The organism is Embleya sp. NPDC056575 (genome assembly GCF_042793325.1).
Lineage (GTDB): Bacteria > Actinomycetota > Actinomycetes > Streptomycetales > Streptomycetaceae > Embleya.
The window spans coordinates 42,780-62,790 of the sequence record NZ_JBHTVA010000042.1 but is presented as its reverse complement, the minus strand read 5'-3'; the positions used below and the strand labels follow the sequence as shown (position 1 = coordinate 62,790).

Here is a 20,011-nt window from a genome sequence, read left to right as displayed (position 1 = left end):
GTTTGCCCGGTTTCATGACGTCACTCTAAACGCTTCCCACATCACGTTTCGACATCGATCCCGAATGTGCGGCAGCGTTTTCGAGGCGGATCATGGACATGCGGGGTTTTGCGCAGACTCACGGAGACATGCGGGAACACCGAATACCGGCGGACCGCACGGGCAGGGAGGCCGTATGTACGGAATCGACGATACCCCCGAGTTCCAGGACGTCACGCTCAGTGACGCCAATCTGTCCGACGAAACGGCCGGCGACCCCGAGATCCCGGTGCCCGACGCGGTGGAGCAGCAGACTTCCGTGGCGGCGGACGAAGGGGACGAGGAGCCCGTGTGGGATTCGGTGCCCGACGGCGTGAATCCCGCGGACGCCACCGAACAGCGTCGCGGGGTCGGGCACGCGGAGGACGAGGACTACCGCTGACCGTCCCGATCACCCCGCCGCCCGGGGCTCGCGCGGGCGGTCCGCGCACCTCACGCGCCCCCTTGCGAGGGGTGTCGAAGGCGCGGGATCCTGTTTCGTTGCGCCACGAAACTTACGCCCTGGGTTACCCGAAAGTAGGATGACGTGGTGGAAAGACCCGCCGGATCACCGAACCATCCGGTGTCCGCGACACGTTGAGCGACACCTTGAGGAGCCCCGTGACAGCCATCCAGGATGCGGACCCCCGTCCTCGCGGCACCCGGCTGCCCCGGCTCGCGCGCAGAACGCAACTCCTCGGCGCCGCCCAGGAAGTCTTCGTCAAGCAGGGCTACCACGCCGCCGCGATGGACGACATCGCCGAATGCGCCGGCGTCAGCAAGCCCGTGTTGTACCAGCACTTCCCCGGCAAGCTGGAGCTGTATCTGGCGCTGCTCGACCAGCACTGCGAGGCGCTGTTCGCGGCGGTGCGGCGGGCGCTGGAGTCGACGCACGACAACAAGCTCCGGGTCGCCGCCACGGTCGACGCCTACTTCGCCTTCGTCGACGACGACGGCGGCGCGTTCCGATTGGTCTTCGAGTCGGACCTGACCAACGAGAGCGCCGTGCGCGAGCGGGTGGAGCGGGTCAGCGAGATGTGCGCCGACGCGGTGAGCAAGATCATCGCCGAGGACACCGGCCTCGGCCAGGAGGAGTCGATGCTCCTGGCGATCGGGCTGACCGGCATGGCGCAGGTCACCGCGCGCTACTGGATCGCGCGCGGCGCGACCATCCCGCGCGACGCCGCGTCGCAGCTGGTGTCGTCGCTGTCCTGGCGCGGCATCTCCCGCTTCCCACGCAAGGACGACCCGCCGCACTGAGCGGGCGAAGCGGCCGGAGCGCGGCCGGCGCGAGCGCCCGGACCTGCGGATACGGGCGCGGGGGTGATCTTGTTCCCGGGCGGCGTTCGCGTTGGGCGTACCCGTCATGGCGTTCGGTGACCCCGGCTCTCGACTAGCCTGCTGGGGAAGGTACGGCCCGCGGGTGTCGCGGCGCCGATCTCCAGAATTTCAAGGCCGGAGGGACAGCCGTGGAGATCAAGATCGGCGTACAGCACGCCGGGCGGGAACTGGTGCTCGAGAGCGCGGACAACCCGGAGGACGTCGAGCGGGCCATCGCCGACGCACTGTCGGGCGCGTCCCCGCTGTTGTCCCTGACCGACGAGAAGGGCCGCCGGGTGATCGTGCCGGCCGACCGCCTGGCCTACGTCGAGATCGGCGAGTCGTCGGCCCGCAAGGTCGGCTTCGGCGCGGGCGCCAACGCCTGAGCAGCCCGAGCACGTCGGTGCCGCACGCGGCACCGAAAAAAACCCGAAGGTGGGCGATCCGATCACGGATCGGCCCACCTTCGGGTTTTTCCGGGCTTCTCCCGGCCGCGGTCCCGGCGCGGCTCGGGGCCGATCCGGGTGGCCGCGAGGGTCAGGAAGCCAGCCCCAGGGCGGCCATGCGCCGCTGGTGCGCCTCGGTGATCCGGTTGAACATCCGGCCGATCTCGGCCAGGTCGAAGCCGGGTCCGGCCCCGCCGCCGATCAGCATCGTGGACAACACGTCCCGCTCCGCGGCGACGCGCTGGGCCTGGCTGAGCGCCTCGCCCATCAGCCGCCGCCCCCACAGCGCGAGCCGGCCCGCCACCTTGGGGTCGCGCTCGATCGCCGAGCGCACCGCGTCCACCACGAAGGCCGAGTGGCCGGTGTCCCGCTGCACCTCGACGATCAGGTCCCGGCTGACCTCGTCCAGGTGCGCGGCGACCTCGCGATAGAAATCGGCCGCGATCCCGTCCCCCACGTACGCCTTGACCAGGCCCTCCAGCCAGTCGGCGGGGGCGGTGTGCACGTGGAACTCGTCCAGCGGCGCGATGAAGGGGTCCATCGCCCGCGCCGGGTCCGCGCCGAGCGCGGCGATGCGATCACGCAGCAGGGTGAAGTGTTGGAACTCGGCGACCGCCATCGCGGCCAGCGCGGCCTTGTCCTCGACGGTGGGGGCCATCTTGGCGTCCTCGGCCAGCCGCTCGAAGGCGGTGATCTCGCCGTACGCGAGCACGCCGAGCAGTTCGATCACGGCCGCCCGCATCTCCCCCGTCGGCTCCGTACCCTCGCTCATGCCCACCCCTTCGCTCGTGTTCCCCCGGGCCGTGCGGCCCGATGTGCACAAGTACGCAGCGTAGTGAGCCCACCGCGGTCACGCGGGCGCCAGGTCCGGGCGGAGTCGCCCATCTCCGGACAAGCAGTAATGAGCATCACCCCACCGGCCGCACGCCGCCGGGTACAGTGGTAGTGAACGCGGATGCCCGGTCGGAGGACGACTGGCTCCGACCGACCCGCTCGGGTGGCCGCCCGAAGGCGAGAGGTCCCGTGCCGCGCCCCGTTTTCTCGATGGGCGCCTCGGTCTCGACCCGCTTTCGGTACTGACGGCCCCCACCACACAGAAGAGGCTGGACCCCTGACAACTTTTCGCGAACTCGGAGTACTTTCGGAGACGGCCGAGGCGCTGGAAGCGCTCGGCATCGTCGAGGCTTTCCCCGTCCAGGAGATGACCCTTCCCGTCGCGCTCTCGGGCAGTGACGTGATCGGCCAGGCCAAGACCGGGACCGGCAAGACCCTCGGTTTCGGCATCCCGCTGCTGCAGCGCATCGTGGTGGCGGCCGACATCGAGGCGGGCCGCGCGCCCGCCGGCACGGTTGCCGGCCGCACCCCGCAGGCCCTGGTCGTGGTCCCCACGCGCGAGCTGTGCGTGCAGGTGACCAACGACCTCCAGGCCGCGGGCAAGCTGCGCAACGTGCGGGTGCTCGCCGTCTACGGCGGCCGGGCGTACGAGCCGCAGATCGACACCCTCAAGAAGGGCGTCGACGTGGTCGTCGGCACCCCCGGTCGACTGCTCGACCTGGTCGGACAGGGGCACGTGAACCTGTCCGAGGTCAAGATGCTGGTCCTGGACGAGGCCGACGAGATGCTCGACCTGGGCTTTTTGCCCGACGTCGAGAAGATCGTCGAGCGGCTGCCCGCCCGCCGCCAGACGATGTTGTTCTCGGCCACCATGCCGGGTCAGATCATCACCCTGGCGCGCCGCTACATGAGCCGCCCCACGCACATCCGCGCCTCGGAGCCGGACGACGCGGGCGCCACCGTCAAGTCGGTCCAGCAGCGCGTCTACCGCGCGCACGGCCTGGACAAGCCCGAGCTGATGGCCCGGGTCCTGCAGGCCAACGGGCGCGGCCTGGTCATGGTGTTCTGCCGGACCAAGCGCACCGCGGCCGACCTGGCCCAGGGCCTGGCCGAGCGGGGCTTCGCCTCCGCCGCCGTGCACGGCGACCTCGGCCAGGGCGCACGCGAGCAGGCGCTGCGCGCGTTCCGCAACGGCAAGGTGGACGTGCTCGTGGCCACCGACGTCGCGGCACGCGGGATCGACGTCGAGGGTGTCACCCACGTGGTGAACTACCAGTGCCCCGACGACGAGAAGACCTACCTGCACCGCATCGGTCGCACCGGCCGCGCGGGTGCCTCCGGCACCGCGGTGACGCTGGTGGACTGGGAGGACATCCCGCGCTGGAGCCTGATCAACAAGGCGCTGGACCTGGGCTTCGCCGACCCGGTGGAGACCTACTCCACCTCTCCGCACCTGTTCACCGACCTGGACATCCCCACCACCGTGGGCAGCGTGCTGCCGCGCGCCGACCGCACCCGTGCGGGGCTGGGCGCGGAGGACGTCGAGGACCTGGGCGAGACCGGCAAGAACAGCCGGGGCGGGTCGGGCCGCAAGGGCGGCGCGGGCGGGCGGAGCCGGAGCGGTCCGGCCGCGTCCGGTCCCTCCGCCGCCGGGCCGGCCGCGGCCGACGCCGAGTCGAGCGAGCCCAGCCGCCGTCGGGCGCCCGGGTCGCGACGGCGGCGTCGGGTCAACGGCGCGGAGGCCGGGGAGGCCGTGGCCACGGCCGTGGCGACCGGCGCGGCGCCGAGCGTGGCCGCCGAGTCGACCGGTGTGCCGGTCGCGGCCTTCGTCGAGCCGACCGCGGTGATCATCCCCGCCCCCGCCGACGGTGGGGCCGACGCGGACGGTGACGGCGAGCGGGCGCCCCGGCGTCGCCGCCGGCGCACCCGGCGTCGTCCCGAGGGCGCCGAGGCGGGCGCGGTCGCGACCGACGAGGGCTGAGTCCGACGTGAGGTGGGCGGCCCCGGCCGCTCGTACGACGGCCTCCGGTGTGGAGTGTGGACGATCACGTCCGCGCTTCGCGGCGGGGGCCGTCGTCGTACCTGCGGGTAAGTAGGCTCGACGGCGTGAGTACGCCACGCTTTCTGACCTTGCCCGGGACCGTCCGCTCCCGTCGCCTGGCGACCGGGCGCGGACGATTCGCCGTCCTGGAGTCCACCCCGCCGGCCGCCGGACCGAGGCCGGGCACCGCCGTGCTCGTGCCCGGGTTCACCGGCAGCAAGGAGGACTTCATCGCGCTCGGCGAACCGCTGGCCCGGCGCGGCTTCCACACGGTGGCCGTGGACCAACGCGGACAGTACGAGACCGAGGGCCCGGACGACCCGGCGGCGTACACCCGCGACGCGCTGGTCGACGACGTGCTGGCGATCGCGGACGCGGTGGCTCCGGGCGAGCCGATCCACCTGGTGGGGCACTCCTACGGCGGCCTGGTGTGCCGGTCGGTGGCGCTGCGCGCGCCGGAGCGGCTGGCGTCGCTCGCCCTGATGAGCACGGGCCCGGCGGCGATCTGCCCGCCCGAGATCGAGCGGCTGCTGCTGCTGGAGGACGTGCTGCCGGTGCTCACCCGCCAGGAGGTGTGGGAGGCGATGCAGGCGGTCGAGTCGGAGGCCGGCCTGCTCCCGCCCACCGATCCGGCGATCGCCGCGTTCCTGCAGGCCCGCTGGCTGGGCACCGTCCCGGCGGGCCTGCTGGCCATGGCCGAACAGTTGCGCTCCGAGCCCGACCTGGTCACCGACCTCGCCGCGGTCGTCGCGGCCGGCCTGCCCACGCTGGTGATCTCCGGCGTCGAGGACTACGCCTGGCCGATCCCCTGGCAGGCCGAGATGGCCGAGCGCCTGGGTGTCCCGCACGTGGCGATCCCGGGCACCCACCACTCCCCGAACGTGGAGGCCCCGGGCGCCACCGCGGCGGCGCTGGCGGACTTCTGGACGGACGCGGCGGTGTACGCGGATCGGGCCTGATCCGGGGCGAAGTCCCTCAGCTCGCCGGCGGCCGAGGGCCCGGGCCGAAGGCTCCGGCCGAGGGCCCGATCGACCGGTGTCCGGCTCGATCGGATCGGGCGTAGCGTGGCAAAGGAGACCTTTCTCCCATACGGGCGTCGCCCGTACCCGGGGCGGCTTCCGTCGAGCCGACCGATCGGGAGTTGCCATGACCGTCCTCGATGTCGATCCCGCGCGACAGGAAGCCTTCGCGGGACGCCTGCTCACCATCCTCGACGACGGCTGTCTGGCCCTTTTGACCAGCGTCGGCCATCGCACCGGGCTGTTCGACACGATGGCCGCGATGCCGCCTGCGACGAGCGAGGAGATCGCCCGGGCCGCCGGGCTGGTCGAGCGCTACGTGCGCGAGTGGTTGGGCGGCATGGTCACCGGCGGGTTCGTCGAGTACGCCCCGGAATCCGGCACGTACCGGCTGCCGCCGGAGCACGCGGCCTCGCTGACCCGGGCCGCCGGGCCGGAGAACTTCGCCGGCTTCACCCAGTACCTGGCACTGATGGGCGAGGTCGAGGAGCGGGTGGTCACGGCGTTTCGTCGAGGTGGCGGGGTGCCGTACTCGGCCTATCCGCGCTTCCAGGCGCTCCAGGCCGAGGAGTCGGGCCGGGTCTGGGACGCGGCCCTGGTGGCGGGTGTGGTGCCGCTGGTGGACGGTCTCGGCGAGCGGCTGGCGGCGGGTCTCGACGTGCTGGACGTGGGCACCGGCCAGGGGCACGCGGTCAACGTGCTGGCCGAGGCGTTCCCGCGCAGCCGGTTCCGCGGCGTGGACATCTCCGTCGAGGGCATCGCCGCGGCCCGCCGCGAGGCGGAGCGAATGGGGCTGTCCAACGCGGAGTTCGTGGTGGTCGACGCGGCCGAACCGCTCGGCTCGTACGACCTGATCACCGCGTTCGACGTGATCCACGACCTGGCCCGGCCGACCCGCACGCTGGCCGCGATCGCCGAGGCGCTGCGTCCGGACGGGGTGTTCCTGATGGGCGAGATCGCCGCGTCCAGCAGGCTCGAGGAAAACCTCGAACACCCGTTGGGGCCGGCGTTGTACACCTTCTCCGTCTTCTACTGCATGACCGTCTCGCTGGCCGAGGGCGGCGAGGGCCTGGGCACGGTCTGGGGCGAGCAGGCGGCCCGGGCCAAGCTGGCCGAGGCGGGCTTCACCGACGTGCGGGCCCGTTCCCTGGAGGGCGACTTCCTGAACGTGTACTTCGTGGCCCGCAAGGGTTGAGCCGGGAGTCGAGCCGGGAAGAGTCGAGCCCGGACGCCGACCTTCGGCATCCGGGCCCTGTGGGGTGTGCGATCAGGGAATCAGCAGCACCGGGCAGACGGAGCGGTGCGCGACCGTGTCGCTGACGCTGCCGAGGAACAGGCTGGCCACGCCGCCGTGTCGGCGGGCGCCCAGGATCAGCAGGTCGGCGCCGAAGGCGCGGGCCTGGTCCAGGACCGCGTTCGGCACGTCGCCGCGCACGGTTTCCTCGGTCCAGCCCTCGACGGTGGTGACACCGGCCGCCTTGAGCGTGTCGACGGCGCCGGTGACCACCTTGACCGCGGCGTCGGCGGTCTCGTCCTCGACCACGCCGCCGACCCCGCCGCCGTCCACCACATCCAGGGTCTGCACGTGCAGGACGCGGACGGCCGCGCCGATCGCGCCGGCCAGTCGGGCGGTGTGCGCCAGGACGTCGTCGGCCTCGGGGGTGGAGTCGACGGCGACCAGAATGCGCTCGTACATGTCGTGCACTTCCTTCTATCGGTTCAGGCGGTGGCCGCAACGGGCCGGGGGGCGTTCAGCGATGCCGCGTCGGCGGCGGTGTCGGTGTCGCGGTGGTCGACCCCGGCGAGCGTCCGGCGGGCGCCGAACAGCACGGCGGCGGCGACCACACAGGCCCCGCCGGCGAGCAGGAACGGCACGTGCACGTTGAAGTGCTCCTCCAACTTGGGCGCCAGGAACGGCGCCGCCGCGGCGGCGAACCAGCGGACGAAGTTGTAGCCTGCGCTCGCCACGGGTCGCGGCGAGTCCGAGACTTCGAGCGCCAATTCGGTGAACACCGTGTTGTTTATACCGATGAAGGCGCCTGAAACGATGACACCGGTCACAACGACCGGCGTCGAGCCGTACGCGAGCACCACCAGGTCCGCGGCGAACAGCAGCAGACTCGCGGCGGCCACGTTCGCCGAGCCGAACCGGGCCTGTAGACGCGGGGCGACCAGGACCGAGCAGACGGCGAGCAGGACACCCCACGCGAAGAAGACCGCGCCGCTGCGGTACGGGCTCATGTTCAGCACGAAGGGGGTGAACGCGAGCACCGTGAAGAAGCCGTAGTTGTAGAAGAAGGCACCGGCGGCGGTGGTCGCCAGACCCCTGTGCCCGAGCGCCTTGAGCGGATCGAGCAGACCGATCTTGCGCGCGGGCCGGGGTTGTTCCTTCAGCAGCCCGACGATCAGCGCGAAGCCGATCGCCATCAGCGCGGCGGTGCCGTAGAACGGGTAGCGCCAACTGGCGTCGCCGAGCACCGCGCCGAGCAGCGGGCCGCAGGCCATGCCGAGCCCGAGCGCCGATTCGTAGAGCAGGATCGCCGCGGCCGAACCACCGCTCGCCGCACCGACGATGACGGCGAGGGACGTCGACACGAACAGCGCGTTGCCCAGCCCCCAGCCGGCCCGGAAGCCGACCAGTTCGCCGACCGAGTCCGAGGTGCCGGCGAGGCCGGCGAAGATCACCACGAGGGCGAGGCCGAGCAGGAGTGTGCGTCGCCCGCCGATCCGGCTGGAGACGAATCCGGTCACCAGCATGGCCACCGCGGTGATCAGGAAGTAGCTGGTGAACAGCAGCGAGACCTGGCTCGGCGAGGCGTCCAGCCCCTTGGCGATCGAGGGCAGGATCGGGTCGACCAGCCCGATCCCCATGAACGCCACGACGGCGGCGAACGCGGTGGCCCACACGGCCATGGGCTGTTTGAGGATTCCGGGCTTGGGGGCGGTGTGGTCGGCCTGGGCTTCGCCCCGGGTCGGCGCGCCTTCGGGATGGGACCGCATCCGAGACCTCCGAACAATATTGTTAGCGCAGCTAATAAATGTAGCCTACACCCATCGCGCTGCGGAGCGGGGCACTCGCGGGGGGCCGACAGCGGGATACCGGGCCACACGCGAGGGGGACCGAGGCGGCGGGCGCCGGGCGCGGGGCCAGGGCGCGGGGATGCGGCAGGCGCGGGGCAACCGGGTGGCAGGCTGCCAGGCCAGGGCTCGGGGCGGGGGGCTGTGCGGCGGGCTAGGGGGCGGCCGGGGCGGCGGGCTGCCGGTCGTGGCCGGACGCGCTTCGCGGGGGTGGGCCGGGTTCAGGACTCTGCGGGCTCCGTGCCGGAGAGGCCGAATTCGTGGTTCAGGCGGTCCCAGAAGCCGTTGCGCAGGGCACGACGCAGGTCCTCGTGCGGGCGCAGCGAGTATTGGAGGACACTCTCGGCGTCCACGAGCAGGCCGCGGTCGATGGCCTGGGGCAACATCGGACCGGGCATCAGGTCGGCCAGGTTCTCCCGGCCGCGCACCACCAGCCAGCGCTCGGCGATCTCCTGGCCGATCCGCCACGCCTGTTCGGCGGTCGGCGGGCCGCCGGGTTGTACGGTCAGCACGCCGGCGTGCGTCGGCGGCAACATCACCGGCGTCACGCAGGTCTCGCAGAATTCGCGGTGCAACATTCGGGTGACGTCGGCCTCCCACACCAGCGGGTCGGCCTGATTGGTGCCGTACGCGGGTTCGACCCCCCACAGGTGCACCCGTACGCCGTAGGACTGGGCGGCCTCGACCGCCGAGACCAGGTCCTCGTCGCCACTGATCACCACCGCGTCGTCGATCGCGTGGTTGCGGGCCAACGATTCGAGGTCGCTGCGGATCAGCGAGTCGACGCCCTTTTGCTGGTTGTGCGCGTTGAGGTTGCCCAGTCGTACCTTCACGTCGGGGAGCTCGGCGATCTGTCGCTGCTCCACGGTGTGCACCCGCTCGCGCGCGCCGTCGTACCAGTACACCCGCAGCAGCCGACCCTCCGGGAACACCCGGCGGGCCTCGTCGATCAGGCCGGTGATCAACTGCTCCGCGTCCACCCGGAAGGCCCGGCGTTCGGCCGAACCGGCGACGAGCAGGCCCATCGCCGCGTACACGTAGCCGACGTCGACGAACAGCGCGTGCGTCCCGAAGTGCAGCGGCGGCGAAACCGATCGCACCAGGACGGCCGGTCGGGTGAACGGGTCGGTCAACTCCGCCAGTGCTCCGGGGGCGCCCTCGAAGCCCGCGACCGGGTGGTCCTCCAGCGGACCGCCGTGCTCGGCGCCGAGGTCCTCGCCGGATTCGTGCACCACGGCGCCGAAGGCGGCCGTCGCGCCCGTCCGGACGTCGTCCTCTCCCGGATCGTGCAAAGTCTCTCGTCCTCCCGTGGCGGCCGGGTGCCCGGCGCCTGGATGCGTGTCGATGTGTTCAGACCGCATTGTCCTATGCCGGCCGCCGTCGCGTCCTCGCTTGCCTCACGCGCGATCTCGCGTCATGCGTCACGTGTAAGCCATCGGATGTCAGGAAAGGAACATTTCAGTCACGGGAATGCTATCGGTGTGACCGCTGTTGTTCAGTGCGGTGCCGGTTGTGACCCCTGCCGGGTCTTACCCGATCCTCACGGATCCCGGCACCCATCCTTGTGAGCGGGGCTGTCGGCATGACCGTGTCGCCCCGCGCTACTTCGGACCGGAGGGAAGGGAGACGCACATGCGTTACCGAATCACCAACCTCAGCCGAGCCCAGGAATCGACCGGGTCCAACCCGGCCAACTGCGCCGTCGTCGACATCGACACCGTACAGGCGGCCCTGAAACGGGCCGAGGCCTACGGCGAGCGCCTGTACATCCGCCCCGTGAAGGCGGCGGCGGACGCGGGCTGATTTTCGAATGAGGCTGAATCGAGGGCGCTCCCCCGTTCGGGGAGCGCCCTCGTCGTATCCGCACACGATCGGGTCGGGTCGGGGCCGGCTCAGTGGCCGCGGGTCACCCACGCGTCGTAGTCCGTCGCCTCCGCGCCGATCGTCGTCTCGTCGCCATGGCCGGTGAGCACGCGCGTGCCCTCGGGCAGCCCGAGCAGGCGGCCCTTGATCGATTCCAGGATCACCGGGAACGACGAGAACGAGCGCCCCGTGGCGCCGGGGCCGCCCTTGAACAGCGTGTCGCCGGAGAACAGCGCGGCCAGGTCCGGGGCGTACAGACAGACCGCGCCCGGTGCGTGGCCCGGGGTGTGCAGCACCCGCAGGTCCAGGCCCGCGACGGTGATCACCTCGCCGTCGGCCAGGTCGGCGTCCGGCGCGCGGTCGGGATACACCGCGTCCCACAACATGCGGTCGCTCGGGTGCAGATGGATGGGCGCACCGGTGCGTTCGGCCAACTCGGCGGCGGCGTTGATGTGATCGTTGTGGCCGTGGGTGAGCACGATGCCGGTCACCGTACGATCGCCCACGCGCGCCGCGATGGCCGCCGCGTCGTGTGCGGCGTCGATCACCACCACCTCGCGGTCGTCGCCGACGATCCACACGTTGTTGTCCACGTCGAAGTCCTGGCCGTCGAGCGAGAACACGCCCGAGGTGACCACGTCGTCGATGCCGGCCATCAGAGGATCACCACCGAGCGCAGCACGTCGCCGTGGTGCATCTTCTCGAACGCGGCCTCGACATCGGCCAGGGTGATGCGCTCGCTGACGAACGCGTCCAGGTCGAAGCGACCCTGGCGGTACAGGTCGATCAGCATCGGGAAGTCGCGCGAGGGCAGGCAGTCGCCGTACCAGGACGACTTGAGCGCGCCGCCGCGGCCGAACACGTCGAGCAGGGGCAGTTCGAGCGTCATGTCCGGGGTGGGCACACCGACCAGGACCACGGTGCCGGCCAAGTCGCGGGCGTAGAACGCCTGCTTGTAGGTCTCCGGACGGCCGACCGCGTCGATCACCACGTCGGCGCCGAAGCCGCCGGTGAGTTCGCGGATCGCCTCGACCGGGTCGCCCGACGTCGAGTTCACCGTGTGCGTGGCGCCGGCCCGGCGGGCCCACTCCAGCTTGCGGTCGTCGAGGTCGACGGCGATGATCCGCGCCGCGCCCGCGAGCCGGGCACCGGCGATGGCCGCGTCGCCGACCCCGCCGCAGCCGATCACCGCGACCGTGTCGCCGCGGCCGACGTTGCCGGTGTTCACCGCCGCGCCCAGGCCCGCCATCACGCCGCAGCCGAGCAGGCCCGCCGCGGCGGGGTCCGCCTCGGGGTCGACCTTGGTGCACTGTCCGGCGGCGACCAGGGTCAGTTCGGCGAACGCGCCGATCCCGAGCGCGGGGCTCAGCTCGGTGCCGTCCTCCAGGGTCATCTTCTGCGTGGCGTTGTGCGTGGCGAAGCAGTACTGCGGACGGCCGCGCCGACACGCGCGGCAATCACCGCACACCGCACGCCAGTTCAGGATCACGAAGTCGCCGACGGCCACCTCGGTGACGCCCTCGCCGACCGACTCGACGATGCCGGCGGCCTCGTGGCCGAGCAGGTACGGGTAGTCGTCACCGATACCGCCCTCGCGATAGTGCAGGTCCGTGTGGCACACGCCGCACGCCTGCACCTTCACCCGCGCCTCGCCCGGACCCGGGTCCGGCACCACGATGGTCTCGATCGAGACCGGTGCGCCCTTGGCGCGTGCGACGACGCCGCGTACCGACTTGCTCATGTCCTCCGCCTCTCCCCAACCACCGGCTGCTGCCTTTCGCACCCTATGGCTTCGCCTCGATGAAACCCCGGACCCCGTCCGCGCACAGCTGTACCGCGATCGCCGAGAGCAGCAGGCCCGAAAGCCGGGTCACCAGGACCACGCCGCTCTCCTTGATGATCTTGATGATGCCGAGCGAGAAGCGCATGGTCAGCCACAACACCACGTGGATCGCCACGATCGCGGTCCACACCCCGAGGTACTGACCGGCGCCGTGCGCCTTCTGCACGCTGACGATCGCGGCCACGATCGCACCGGGGCCGGCCAGGAGGGGTGTGCCGAGGGGCACCAGGGCGACGTTGACGTCCTTGTTCTCGGTCGGCTCCTCGGCCTTGCCGGTGAGCAACGACAGTGCCACCAAAAGCAGGAGCAGACCTCCGGACACCTTGAGCGCCGGGATCGACACGTGCAGATAGTCGAGGATCTTCTGACCGAACAGCCCGAAGACGGAGATCACGCAGAACGCGACGGTGGCCGCCTGCCAGGCCATGTGCTTGCGCACGGCCTGCGGTCGGCCACCGGTGAAGCTCAGGTACAGCGGGATGATGCCCGGCGGGTCCATGATCACGAAGAGGGTGACGAAGGACGAGCCGAAGAGAGTGACGTCGAACCAGTTCATGGGGTGAGGGGTCTTGCTCCTGTCGCCAGTTCCGCAATCGCCCCGTACGACTCTGGATCTGTAGTGTTTTCTCCGAGATTGATCGTTTTGCGGGTGCCATGGTAGTCACTCGAACCGGTGGTGATCAGCCGCAGCTCACCCGCGAGACCACGCAGGTGTGCCCGCATCGTGTCGTCGTGGTCCATGTGGTCCACCTCGATCCCGGCCAGACCCGCCTCGGCCAGCTCGGCGATCGTGGTGTCGGAGACGGTGCGCCCGCGCGTGACCGCGCCCGGGTGCGCGAACACCGCGGCCCCGCCCGCGCCGGTGATCAGCCGTACCGCGTCGGCGGCTTCGATCTCGTACTTGCCCACGAACGCCCGTCCGCCGTCCTTGAGCCACTCGGGAGTGAACGCGGCGGACACGTCCGCGACCACGCCCGCCTCGACCAGGGCGGTGGCCACGTGCGGCCGACCCACCGCGCCGCCGCCCGCGATCTCCCGCACCCGCTCCCAGGTGATCGGCGCGCCCAGCTCGCGGCAGCGCGCCACCATCGCCTCGGCCCGGCGGACCCGGTCGGTGCGCACCAGCTCGCGCGCGCGGGCGAACTCCGGCTCGGCGGGGTCGAACAGGTAGCCCAGCATGTGCAGACTGATCCCGCCCTCGGCCACACAGGAGATCTCCGCGCCGCGCACCAGGGTCAGCCCGTCGGGCAGCGCCTCGGCCGCCGCCGCCCAGCCCGCGGTGGTGTCGTGGTCGGTGAGCGCGACCACGTCCAGGCCGGCCGCCCGCGCCTTGCGGACCAGGTCGGCGGGCGCGTCGGTGCCGTCGGAAGCGGTGCTGTGGGTGTGCAGGTCGATACGCACGCGGACCTCGTCTGCGGGAGGGTCGATGGACGCTCCCGACCCTAGCCGGCGGGACCGGGCTCCTACGGCCCCGGGCCCCGTCCCCCACGGATCAGCAGTCGAGCAGTTGCGGGGAAAGCGCCCCGCACGGCAACAGCTGCAACTCGGCCCCGGCGTCGCGCAGATCGGTGAGCACGACGTCGTCGTAGACCAGATGCCCCGCCTTGCCGGGCCACAGGATCGCCCACAACCACAGGCCCATCGCCTCGCCCGCGTACACCGCGCGGTCGGCCGGCGCGTCGGTCACGCACCACAGCGGGGTCGGCCGACCGGCCGCCATCACCTTCGCGGGCGCGGACTTGACGAAGTCGCCGCCCGGGTCGTGACCGGGCAACCCGGCGTAGCGGGCGCCGAGTCCGACCCCCAGCTCCTCGGCCACGAGCACCAGTTCGCCGCGTCCGCCCAGCGGCGCGGGGCCGGTACAGGCGACCGCGACCGCCCGCGAGCCGCCGCGATCGTCACCCGCGTGGGCGACGCCGGTGTAGAGCCAGCCGAGCGGCAGCGGCCAGGGCAACCAGACCGGCACCCGGGAGCGGCACACCACCGCGTCCAACGCCTCGACACTGGGCGGCACGACGGGTTGCAGCGGAGGCACGGCGCCATGGATCTCGCATTCCCACGTCTCCGAGAACAGACCCGGAGCGCGGACCCGGCCGCCGCAGCGGGGGCAGCTCGGCTCGCCCTTCATAGGACAAGACGGTCCACTGCCCGAGGCTTCGCGTCAAGGACGATCACTCCTTCGGTGCGTCCGGACCGCCGACCGGCGTACGACCGTGCACGGCGCGCCGGATGAGCGCGCCCGCGCGCCGCGCGACGCTTGCCGCTCGCCCCTCGACGCCGAATCCGGCGGCGCGGCCCCGACGGGATCCGCCGGACGGGGACCAGCCCGTGTCTTCGAACTCCCGTCGGGCTCCGCGGCGTGAGCGCGGCGAGGAGCCCGCAGGGCGGATGCCGTGCATCGGCGTGCCGGAGAAGCGGGTGCACAGTGGTTCTGTTCGCCTGTTTCTCCGGGGCGGCGAGGTGCGGTGCCGGGCGTCGTGGAGCCCGACGGGAGTTTGAAGACACGCGCTAGGCTCGGGAGGCATGCGGCTCATTTCCTGCGTCGGTGCGATCGTCCTGGACTCGGAGGGACGGGTGCTCCTGGTGCGACGCGCGAAAATGCCGGGCGAGGGACAGTGGTCGCTGCCCGGCGGGCGGGTCGAGGAGGGTGAGACCGACGCGGTCGCGCTGGCCCGGGAGATGGTCGAGGAGACCGGGCTCGAGGTGACCGTGGGACCGCTGGTCGGCTCGGTGTTGCGACCGGCGCCCGGCGGCGGCACCTACGAGATCCGCGACTACGCCTGTACACCCCACGGCGGCACCCTGCGCGCGGGCGACGACGCCGACGCGGTGCGCTGGATCGCCGCCGGCGAACTGGGCCGACTCGACCTGGTCGACGGCCTCCTCGACGCCCTGCGCGAGTGGAACGTCCCGGGGGTGGCATGAGCGGCCCCGCCCGCTTGCTGGTGGTCGGCTCGATCAACGCCGACCTGGTGGTCCGGGTGCCGGCGCACCCCCGCCCGGGCGAGACGGTCCTCGGCGGCGACCTGGCGGTGCACCCGGGCGGCAAGGGTGCCAATCAGGCGGTGGCGGCGGCGCGGCTGGGCGCCGATGTGGCACTGGCCGGCCGGGTGGGCGACGACGACCACGGCCGCATGTTGCTCGCGACGCTGCGCCGTGAGGGCGTGCGCACCGAGGCGATGCGCACCTCGCCCGGCGCCTCGGGCGTCGCGCTGATCACGGTCGACGACGCGGGCGAGAACGCCATCACCGTGGCCCCCGGAGCCAACGCCCGCTTCGGGCCGACGGACGTGGCCGATCTGGTCCCGGCGATCGAGGCCGCCGCGGTGGTCTCCCTGCAACTGGAGATCCCCCTCGACACGGTCCGGGCGGTGATCGAACGCTGCGCGGCGGCGCACACCCGGGTGGTGCTGAACCCGTCGCCGGCCGTGTCGAGGCGCGTGCTGACGTCCGGGACGCTGCTCGGGGCCTGCGACCCACTGGTCCTCAACGAGCACGAGGCGACCACGATCGCGGGCGAGGGCAACGCCCGCGACGCGCTGAAGGTGTTGCGGGCACTCGACCCGAGCCCACGCTCGATCGTCCTGACCCTGGGCCCCGCCGGCGCGCTGGTCACCGAGGCCGGCGCGGAACCGCTGCACATCGCCGCGCCGGCGGTGACCGCCGTCGACACCACGGGCGCGGGCGACGCCTTCACCGGCGCCCTGGCCTGGCGCCTGGCCGCCGGCGACGACCTGCCCACGGCGACCCGGTACGCGGTCCGCACAGGCGCGGCCGCGGTCCGCCGCGCGGGCGCCCAGTCCTCCTATCCGACACCCGACGAACTGCCGTAGGACGACCGCCCGTGCGGTCGAATCGACCGGGCGGGTCGCGCGCTCCCCGCGACGACCCGCCAGCACTCGATCCCGCTGGTTCGCGCTCGGCCCTCGATCAGCCTTCGATCAACTCGGGCCGCCCGGGCTGCTCGCCGCCACGCTTCACCCCGTAGCTCTCCTTGGGCACCATGACCTTGCGCTTGAACACGCACACCAGCGTGCCGTCCTGCTTGTAGCCCTTGGTCTCCACGTAGACGACGCCCCGGTCGTCCTTGGACTTCGACTCCCACTTGTCCAGCACGAGGGTCTGCCCGTAGAGGGTGTCCCCGTGGAACGTGGGCGCCACGTGTCGCAGGGACTCGATCTCCAGGTTGGCGATCGCCTTGCCCGAGACGTCCGGCACCGACATGCCGAGCAGCAGCGAGTAGATGTAGTTGCCCACCACCACGTTCCGACCGAAATCGGTGGTCTTCTCGGCGTAGTTGACATCCATGTGCAGCGGGTGGTGGTTCATGGTGAGCAGACAGAACAGGTGGTCGTCGTACTCGGTCACGGTCTTCCCGGGCCAGTGCTTGTAGATCGCACCGACCTCGAACTCCTCGTAGTAGCGGCCGAACTGCATCTCGGTCCCCTCTCACCTGGCAACACATCGAACAGGACACATCACGTCGAACGCTCGTCGAACCCGATTCGGGTACCCGCCCCTGGGAGGTCGGGTGGCGAGGGAACGACGAGCACGTCGACGGACGGCTTCGAGAATAGGGAGCCCACCCCGCCACGCAGTAGGGGGCGCCCGGTGACGTGGGTCATGGACAACCCCCGTGAACCCGGTCACCCGGTCGGAACAGTCCTGCGACCGTGGATGCGGCCGGCTGCCGCACTCGCGTCCGCCGGCCTCGGATGCCCCGGATCACGCCGCCGGAATCTCGGCGGCTCAACCGAGGGGTACCGCGCGGCGGTTGGGGTCGCGGAGGTCGGTGGCGTGGTGGAGCCATTTCTCCTGGAGGGCCTCCGCGCCCTGGGCGCGTTTCCAGGCGGCCTCGGCGGGGGTCATCGGGAGCAGGGGGAAGAAGCGCACCGGGTCGGCGGGGGGCGGCAGCGGCAGGTCGGCGACCAGGCCGCCGGGTTCGGCGACCAGGACCGCGTGGAACGCGCCGCCCTCCCACAACGGGCCGCCCAGGTCGAGCGACGCGCCGGGGGCGATCACCAGGCCCTCCACCTGCGGGGTCGCGCCGAGCACGGCCAGCGGGCGCAGCACCGAGTCGTGGCCGCCGCGCACCGAGAGCACCAGTTCCGCCCGCGGGCCCGCGACCGGATCGGCGAGCGCCGCCGCCGGATCGGCCATCGGCGCCCGGGACATGCCCACCGTGGCGTACCGGAGCACACCCTCGGCGTCGGGACCGAAGCGCAACACCTCGATGCGATCGGCCCCCACGAAGGTGACGCCGGCCCGTCCGGTCGGCTCACCGAAGGCCGCCGTCAGATGCGCCTCGACCTGCGGAGTGGGGTCGATCGGCTCGGGTCCCGGCGTGAAGTCGAACATGCCCGCATGCTAATTCGCCGTCAGGAGCCGCACGAGCCAAGGCCGTCGCGGCCGTGGGCGCGAGCACTCTGGTGTACTCTGCATAGTCGGCCCGCAGGACGTACGACGTCCGCGCGCCATCGGATGACGGATGCGTCCTCGCCCGACCCGCCCGGTCGGCGCCCGAGGACTTCCCCCAGCGGGGACCGGCCGTGGGAGGTGATCGTGGTGCATACCAGCACACCGTGCAGTACCGGCGGCTCACCCGATCTTCCCCGATCCAGTCGCACGCCCCGCCCTTTCTGAGGGTTTCCGAGACCTTCCCCGGATTCCGACCGCCCGCTCGTGGCGGCCCGGTTCCCGTTCTCCGAATGTCCTCCGTGACGGGGCGTCAGGATCTTTTGCCGTTCTTTCGGTGATTCGTTCCGCTTGCACGTGTCGACGCTCCCCTCGGCCTGCCCGCCGCGGTGGTTCGGCGTCGGCGTGTGCCGGTCATCCCAGGAGCCCGTCATGTCGATGATCCGCGACCTCCGCGCCGCAGTCCGCCCGTACCGCCGCACCCCGCTGCCGTCGAGCACGCCCGTGGCGGCCGGGAACTGTGTGGTGGACTGTGCCGTGTATCGCGACGGCCATCGCCTGGACGGCTACGCGAACCCCGACTCGGCGATCCACGAGGTGCGCCGGGGCGGCGGCTTCGTCTGGATCGGCCTGCACGAGCCCAGCGCGCTCGAACTGTCCGGTATCGCGGAGCGGTTCGGCCTGCACCCGCTCGCCGTGGAGGACGCCGTACACGCGCATCAGCGGCCCAAGCTGGAGCGCTACGACGACACCCTGTTCGCGGTGTTCAAGACGGTCACCTACGTCGAGCACGAACAGCTCTCCGCGACCAGCGAGATCGTCGAGACCGGCGAGATCATGGTCTTCCTCGGCAACGACTTCGTGGTCACCGTGCGGCACGGCCGGCACGGCGCGCTCGGCGATCTGCGCTGTCGCCTGGAGGACGGCGCCGAACTGCTCGCCGCGGGCCCCTCGGCGGTGCTGCACGCGGTCGCCGACCGGGTGGTGGACACCTACCTCGACGTCGCCCAGCTCATCCAGGACGACATCGACCAGGTCGAGAACGACGTGTTCGGCGGCGGTGGCGCGGGCGACGCGGGCCGGATCTACCAGCTCAAGCGCGAACTGCTCGAACTCAAGCGCGCGGTGGCCCCGCTCGCCCGCCCGCTGCACGCGCTCGCCGAGCGGCCGATGCGCCAGGTGCACCCCGACATCCGCGAGTACTTCCGCGACGTCGAGGACCACCTGTCCCGGGTCGGCGAACAAGTGGCGTCGTTCGACGAGTTGCTGACCTCGATCCTGCAGGCCAACCTCGCGCAGGTGACGGTCGCGCAGAACGAGGACATGCGCAAGATCTCGGCCTGGGTGGCGATCTTCGCCGTGCCCACGATGCTCGCCGGGGTGTACGGGATGAACTTCGAGCACATGCCCGAGCTGAAGTGGCGGTACGGCTATCCGATGACGTTGTCGGTGATCGTGGTCGTGTGCACGCTGATGCACCGGGGCTTCCGCCGCAACGGCTGGTTGTAGCGGGCGCGGCGGACCTCGGGGCGGGTCGGCCCCGGGGCGCCGGCCCGCCTACAGCTCCAGTCGGCCCACCAGGTTGCGTGCCCGCTCGGCCAGGTCGGGCCGCACCACCACGTCGTAGCGCGAGGCCACGATCTGGCTGGTGGAGACGAAGTCCCGGCGTCCGCCCAGCGCCTTGTACCCCAACCAGCCGAACAGGGCGCCCGCGGCGATGCCCCAGACCAGGCCCATCAGCACCAGCCAGAGCCACCCGTGCGCGCGAACCGCGAAGATGCCCAGGAACAGGCCGATCATCAGTCCGAACCACGCACCGCTCGCGGCCCCGGACGCCGCCGCCTTGCCGGCGGTGAGCCGACCCAGCACGTTCTCGACCATGCGCAGGTCGGCGCCGACGATCGCGGTGTTCTCCACCGGGAACTCGTGGTCCGACAGATAGTCGACCGCCCGCTGGGCACCCGCGTAGTTCGTGTAGGACGCGATCACCTGGCCGGTGTTCGCCAGGTCGGGCCCGGGCGCACCCGCGCCGGGAGGAAGGTTCTGACCGAACATGCTGCCGCCTCGCCTGAATGCCGGCCCGATCCCGGCCCGTATGGTCGTTCGACCGGGAGCCTGTACCCGACAGGATCCG

At 71.7% G+C, this 20,011-nt stretch carries 22 protein-coding genes; 10 read left to right on the top strand and 12 right to left on the bottom strand.

Annotated features, from left to right (window positions below):
* Nucleotides 1–175: 175 nt before the first annotated feature.
* The 3 genes from ACFRCG_RS29885 (at nt 176) to ACFRCG_RS29875 (ending at nt 1,724) form a co-directional block, all read left to right on the top strand.
* A complete protein-coding gene (locus ACFRCG_RS29885; protein WP_380037111.1) occupies nt 176–421 on the top strand; it encodes a hypothetical protein in 246 nt (81 codons plus the stop codon).
* 218 nt (nt 422–639) lie between these two features.
* Nucleotides 640–1,278, top strand: a complete 639-nt coding sequence (locus ACFRCG_RS29880; RefSeq protein ID WP_126637424.1) for a TetR/AcrR family transcriptional regulator — start codon at nt 640–642, stop codon at nt 1,276–1,278.
* Between the two features lie 209 nt (nt 1,279–1,487).
* Entirely contained in the window at nt 1,488–1,724 is a 237-nt protein-coding gene (locus tag ACFRCG_RS29875) for a DUF3107 domain-containing protein (RefSeq protein WP_380037109.1), read from the top strand.
* Nucleotides 1,725–1,875: 151 nt separating this feature from the next.
* Here ACFRCG_RS29875 and ACFRCG_RS29870 read toward each other — a convergent pair whose 3' ends face one another.
* Entirely contained in the window at nt 1,876–2,556 is a 681-nt protein-coding gene (locus tag ACFRCG_RS29870) for a ferritin-like fold-containing protein (protein WP_379994687.1), read from the bottom strand.
* 429 nt (nt 2,557–2,985) lie between these two features.
* On the opposite strand from ACFRCG_RS29870, the gene ACFRCG_RS29865 reads away from it, so the two are divergent.
* The 3 genes from ACFRCG_RS29865 to ACFRCG_RS29855 all read left to right on the top strand — a co-directional run bounded on the left by ACFRCG_RS29865 (nt 2,986) and on the right by ACFRCG_RS29855 (nt 6,873).
* Nucleotides 2,986–4,599: a DEAD/DEAH box helicase gene (locus ACFRCG_RS29865; protein WP_380037107.1), complete on the top strand. Its 1,614-nt coding sequence runs from the start codon at nt 2,986–2,988 to the stop codon at nt 4,597–4,599.
* Between the two features lie 125 nt (nt 4,600–4,724).
* A complete protein-coding gene (locus ACFRCG_RS29860) occupies nt 4,725–5,618 on the top strand; it encodes an alpha/beta fold hydrolase (RefSeq protein ID WP_380037105.1) in 894 nt (297 codons plus the stop codon).
* 187 nt (nt 5,619–5,805) lie between these two features.
* Nucleotides 5,806–6,873, top strand: a complete 1,068-nt coding sequence (locus tag ACFRCG_RS29855; RefSeq protein WP_380037103.1) for a class I SAM-dependent methyltransferase — start codon at nt 5,806–5,808, stop codon at nt 6,871–6,873.
* Between the two features lie 72 nt (nt 6,874–6,945).
* Here ACFRCG_RS29855 and ACFRCG_RS29850 read toward each other — a convergent pair whose 3' ends face one another.
* The 3 genes from ACFRCG_RS29850 to ACFRCG_RS29840 all read right to left on the bottom strand — a co-directional run bounded on the left by ACFRCG_RS29850 (nt 6,946) and on the right by ACFRCG_RS29840 (nt 10,048).
* Nucleotides 6,946–7,374, bottom strand: a complete 429-nt coding sequence (locus ACFRCG_RS29850; protein ID WP_380037101.1) for a universal stress protein — start codon at nt 7,372–7,374, stop codon at nt 6,946–6,948.
* A gap of 23 nt (nt 7,375–7,397) precedes the next feature.
* On the bottom strand, nt 7,398–8,591 hold the full coding sequence (locus tag ACFRCG_RS29845; protein ID WP_380037151.1) for an MFS transporter: 1,194 nt from the start codon (nt 8,589–8,591) through the stop codon (nt 7,398–7,400).
* A gap of 386 nt (nt 8,592–8,977) precedes the next feature.
* Nucleotides 8,978–10,048: an NYN domain-containing protein gene (locus ACFRCG_RS29840; protein WP_380005044.1), complete on the bottom strand. Its 1,071-nt coding sequence runs from the start codon at nt 10,046–10,048 to the stop codon at nt 8,978–8,980.
* A gap of 340 nt (nt 10,049–10,388) precedes the next feature.
* Here ACFRCG_RS29840 and ACFRCG_RS29835 point away from each other — a divergent pair, with 340 nt between their 5' ends.
* Nucleotides 10,389–10,559, top strand: coding sequence for a hypothetical protein (locus ACFRCG_RS29835; RefSeq protein ID WP_380037099.1), 171 nt, complete (start codon nt 10,389–10,391; stop codon nt 10,557–10,559).
* Between the two features lie 89 nt (nt 10,560–10,648).
* On the opposite strand, the gene ACFRCG_RS29830 is transcribed toward ACFRCG_RS29835, so the two are convergent.
* The 5 genes from ACFRCG_RS29830 to ACFRCG_RS29810 form a co-directional block, all read right to left on the bottom strand.
* Nucleotides 10,649–11,278 carry an MBL fold metallo-hydrolase gene (locus ACFRCG_RS29830; protein ID WP_380037149.1) on the bottom strand — a complete coding sequence of 210 codons (630 nt, stop codon included), beginning with the start codon at nt 11,276–11,278 and terminating at the stop codon, nt 10,649–10,651.
* The gene (locus ACFRCG_RS29825) at nt 11,275–12,360 is read right to left on the bottom strand and encodes an S-(hydroxymethyl)mycothiol dehydrogenase (RefSeq protein WP_380037097.1); all 1,086 of its coding nucleotides are present in this window, start codon (nt 12,358–12,360) and stop codon (nt 11,275–11,277) included. Before ACFRCG_RS29825 ends, ACFRCG_RS29830 begins: the two co-directional genes overlap by 4 nt.
* Before the next feature lie 43 nt (nt 12,361–12,403).
* Nucleotides 12,404–13,018, bottom strand: a complete 615-nt coding sequence (locus tag ACFRCG_RS29820; protein WP_380037095.1) for a MarC family protein — start codon at nt 13,016–13,018, stop codon at nt 12,404–12,406.
* Nucleotides 13,015–13,863, bottom strand: coding sequence for a PHP domain-containing protein (locus tag ACFRCG_RS29815; RefSeq protein WP_380037093.1), 849 nt, complete (start codon nt 13,861–13,863; stop codon nt 13,015–13,017). The genes ACFRCG_RS29820 and ACFRCG_RS29815 overlap by 4 nt, the downstream gene beginning before the upstream one ends.
* Nucleotides 13,864–13,954: 91 nt before the next feature.
* Nucleotides 13,955–14,590 (bottom strand): DUF6758 family protein, encoded by a 636-nt coding sequence (locus ACFRCG_RS29810; RefSeq protein WP_380037091.1) that lies wholly within the window; start codon nt 14,588–14,590, stop codon nt 13,955–13,957.
* A 395-nt stretch (nt 14,591–14,985) separates the two neighbouring features.
* Here ACFRCG_RS29810 and ACFRCG_RS29805 point away from each other — a divergent pair, with 395 nt between their 5' ends.
* Both ACFRCG_RS29805 and ACFRCG_RS29800 read left to right on the top strand, forming a co-directional pair.
* Entirely contained in the window at nt 14,986–15,387 is a 402-nt protein-coding gene (locus tag ACFRCG_RS29805) for an NUDIX hydrolase (RefSeq protein ID WP_380037089.1), read from the top strand.
* Nucleotides 15,384–16,295 (top strand): ribokinase, encoded by a 912-nt coding sequence (locus ACFRCG_RS29800; protein WP_380037087.1) that lies wholly within the window; start codon nt 15,384–15,386, stop codon nt 16,293–16,295. Before ACFRCG_RS29805 ends, ACFRCG_RS29800 begins: the two co-directional genes overlap by 4 nt.
* A 97-nt stretch (nt 16,296–16,392) precedes the next feature.
* On the opposite strand, the gene ACFRCG_RS29795 is transcribed toward ACFRCG_RS29800, so the two are convergent.
* Together ACFRCG_RS29795 and ACFRCG_RS29790 are read right to left on the bottom strand one after the other, a co-directional pair.
* Entirely contained in the window at nt 16,393–16,899 is a 507-nt protein-coding gene (locus ACFRCG_RS29795; protein WP_380037085.1) for a MaoC family dehydratase, read from the bottom strand.
* Between the two features lie 312 nt (nt 16,900–17,211).
* Nucleotides 17,212–17,820, bottom strand: coding sequence for a suppressor of fused domain protein (locus ACFRCG_RS29790; protein WP_380037083.1), 609 nt, complete (start codon nt 17,818–17,820; stop codon nt 17,212–17,214).
* Between the two features lie 489 nt (nt 17,821–18,309).
* Between ACFRCG_RS29790 and corA the strand changes: the two genes are divergently transcribed.
* A complete protein-coding gene (gene corA / locus ACFRCG_RS29785) occupies nt 18,310–19,386 on the top strand; it encodes a magnesium/cobalt transporter CorA (protein WP_380005073.1) in 1,077 nt (358 codons plus the stop codon).
* Between the two features lie 48 nt (nt 19,387–19,434).
* Here the strand turns inward: corA and ACFRCG_RS29780 are convergent, their stop codons facing one another.
* On the bottom strand, nt 19,435–19,932 hold the full coding sequence (locus tag ACFRCG_RS29780; RefSeq protein WP_078975563.1) for a general stress protein: 498 nt from the start codon (nt 19,930–19,932) through the stop codon (nt 19,435–19,437).
* Nucleotides 19,933–20,011 lie beyond the last annotated feature (79 nt).

Excerpts from the sequence above, each read along its gene's own strand:
- ACFRCG_RS29885 (WP_380037111.1), top strand. The coding sequence starts at position 176 with ATGTACGGAATCGACGATACCCCCGAGTTCCAGGACGTCACGCTCAGT.
- ACFRCG_RS29870 (WP_379994687.1), bottom strand. The coding sequence starts at position 2,556 with ATGAGCGAGGGTACGGAGCCGACGGGGGAGATGCGGGCGGCCGTGATC.
- ACFRCG_RS29865 (WP_380037107.1), top strand. The coding sequence starts at position 2,986 with ATGACCCTTCCCGTCGCGCTCTCGGGCAGTGACGTGATCGGCCAGGCC.
- ACFRCG_RS29855 (WP_380037103.1), top strand. The coding sequence starts at position 5,806 with ATGACCGTCCTCGATGTCGATCCCGCGCGACAGGAAGCCTTCGCGGGA.
- ACFRCG_RS29850 (WP_380037101.1), bottom strand. The coding sequence starts at position 7,374 with ATGTACGAGCGCATTCTGGTCGCCGTCGACTCCACCCCCGAGGCCGAC.
- ACFRCG_RS29845 (WP_380037151.1), bottom strand. The coding sequence starts at position 8,591 with ATGGCCGTGTGGGCCACCGCGTTCGCCGCCGTCGTGGCGTTCATGGGG.
- ACFRCG_RS29835 (WP_380037099.1), top strand. The coding sequence starts at position 10,389 with ATGCGTTACCGAATCACCAACCTCAGCCGAGCCCAGGAATCGACCGGG.
- ACFRCG_RS29825 (WP_380037097.1), bottom strand. The coding sequence starts at position 12,360 with ATGAGCAAGTCGGTACGCGGCGTCGTCGCACGCGCCAAGGGCGCACCG.
- ACFRCG_RS29820 (WP_380037095.1), bottom strand. The coding sequence starts at position 13,018 with ATGAACTGGTTCGACGTCACTCTCTTCGGCTCGTCCTTCGTCACCCTC.
- ACFRCG_RS29810 (WP_380037091.1), bottom strand. The coding sequence starts at position 14,590 with ATGAAGGGCGAGCCGAGCTGCCCCCGCTGCGGCGGCCGGGTCCGCGCT.
- ACFRCG_RS29805 (WP_380037089.1), top strand. The coding sequence starts at position 14,986 with ATGCGGCTCATTTCCTGCGTCGGTGCGATCGTCCTGGACTCGGAGGGA.
- ACFRCG_RS29800 (WP_380037087.1), top strand. The coding sequence starts at position 15,384 with ATGAGCGGCCCCGCCCGCTTGCTGGTGGTCGGCTCGATCAACGCCGAC.
- ACFRCG_RS29795 (WP_380037085.1), bottom strand. The coding sequence starts at position 16,899 with ATGCAGTTCGGCCGCTACTACGAGGAGTTCGAGGTCGGTGCGATCTAC.
- ACFRCG_RS29790 (WP_380037083.1), bottom strand. The coding sequence starts at position 17,820 with ATGTTCGACTTCACGCCGGGACCCGAGCCGATCGACCCCACTCCGCAG.
- corA (WP_380005073.1), top strand. The coding sequence starts at position 18,310 with ATGTCGATGATCCGCGACCTCCGCGCCGCAGTCCGCCCGTACCGCCGC.
- ACFRCG_RS29780 (WP_078975563.1), bottom strand. The coding sequence starts at position 19,932 with ATGTTCGGTCAGAACCTTCCTCCCGGCGCGGGTGCGCCCGGGCCCGAC.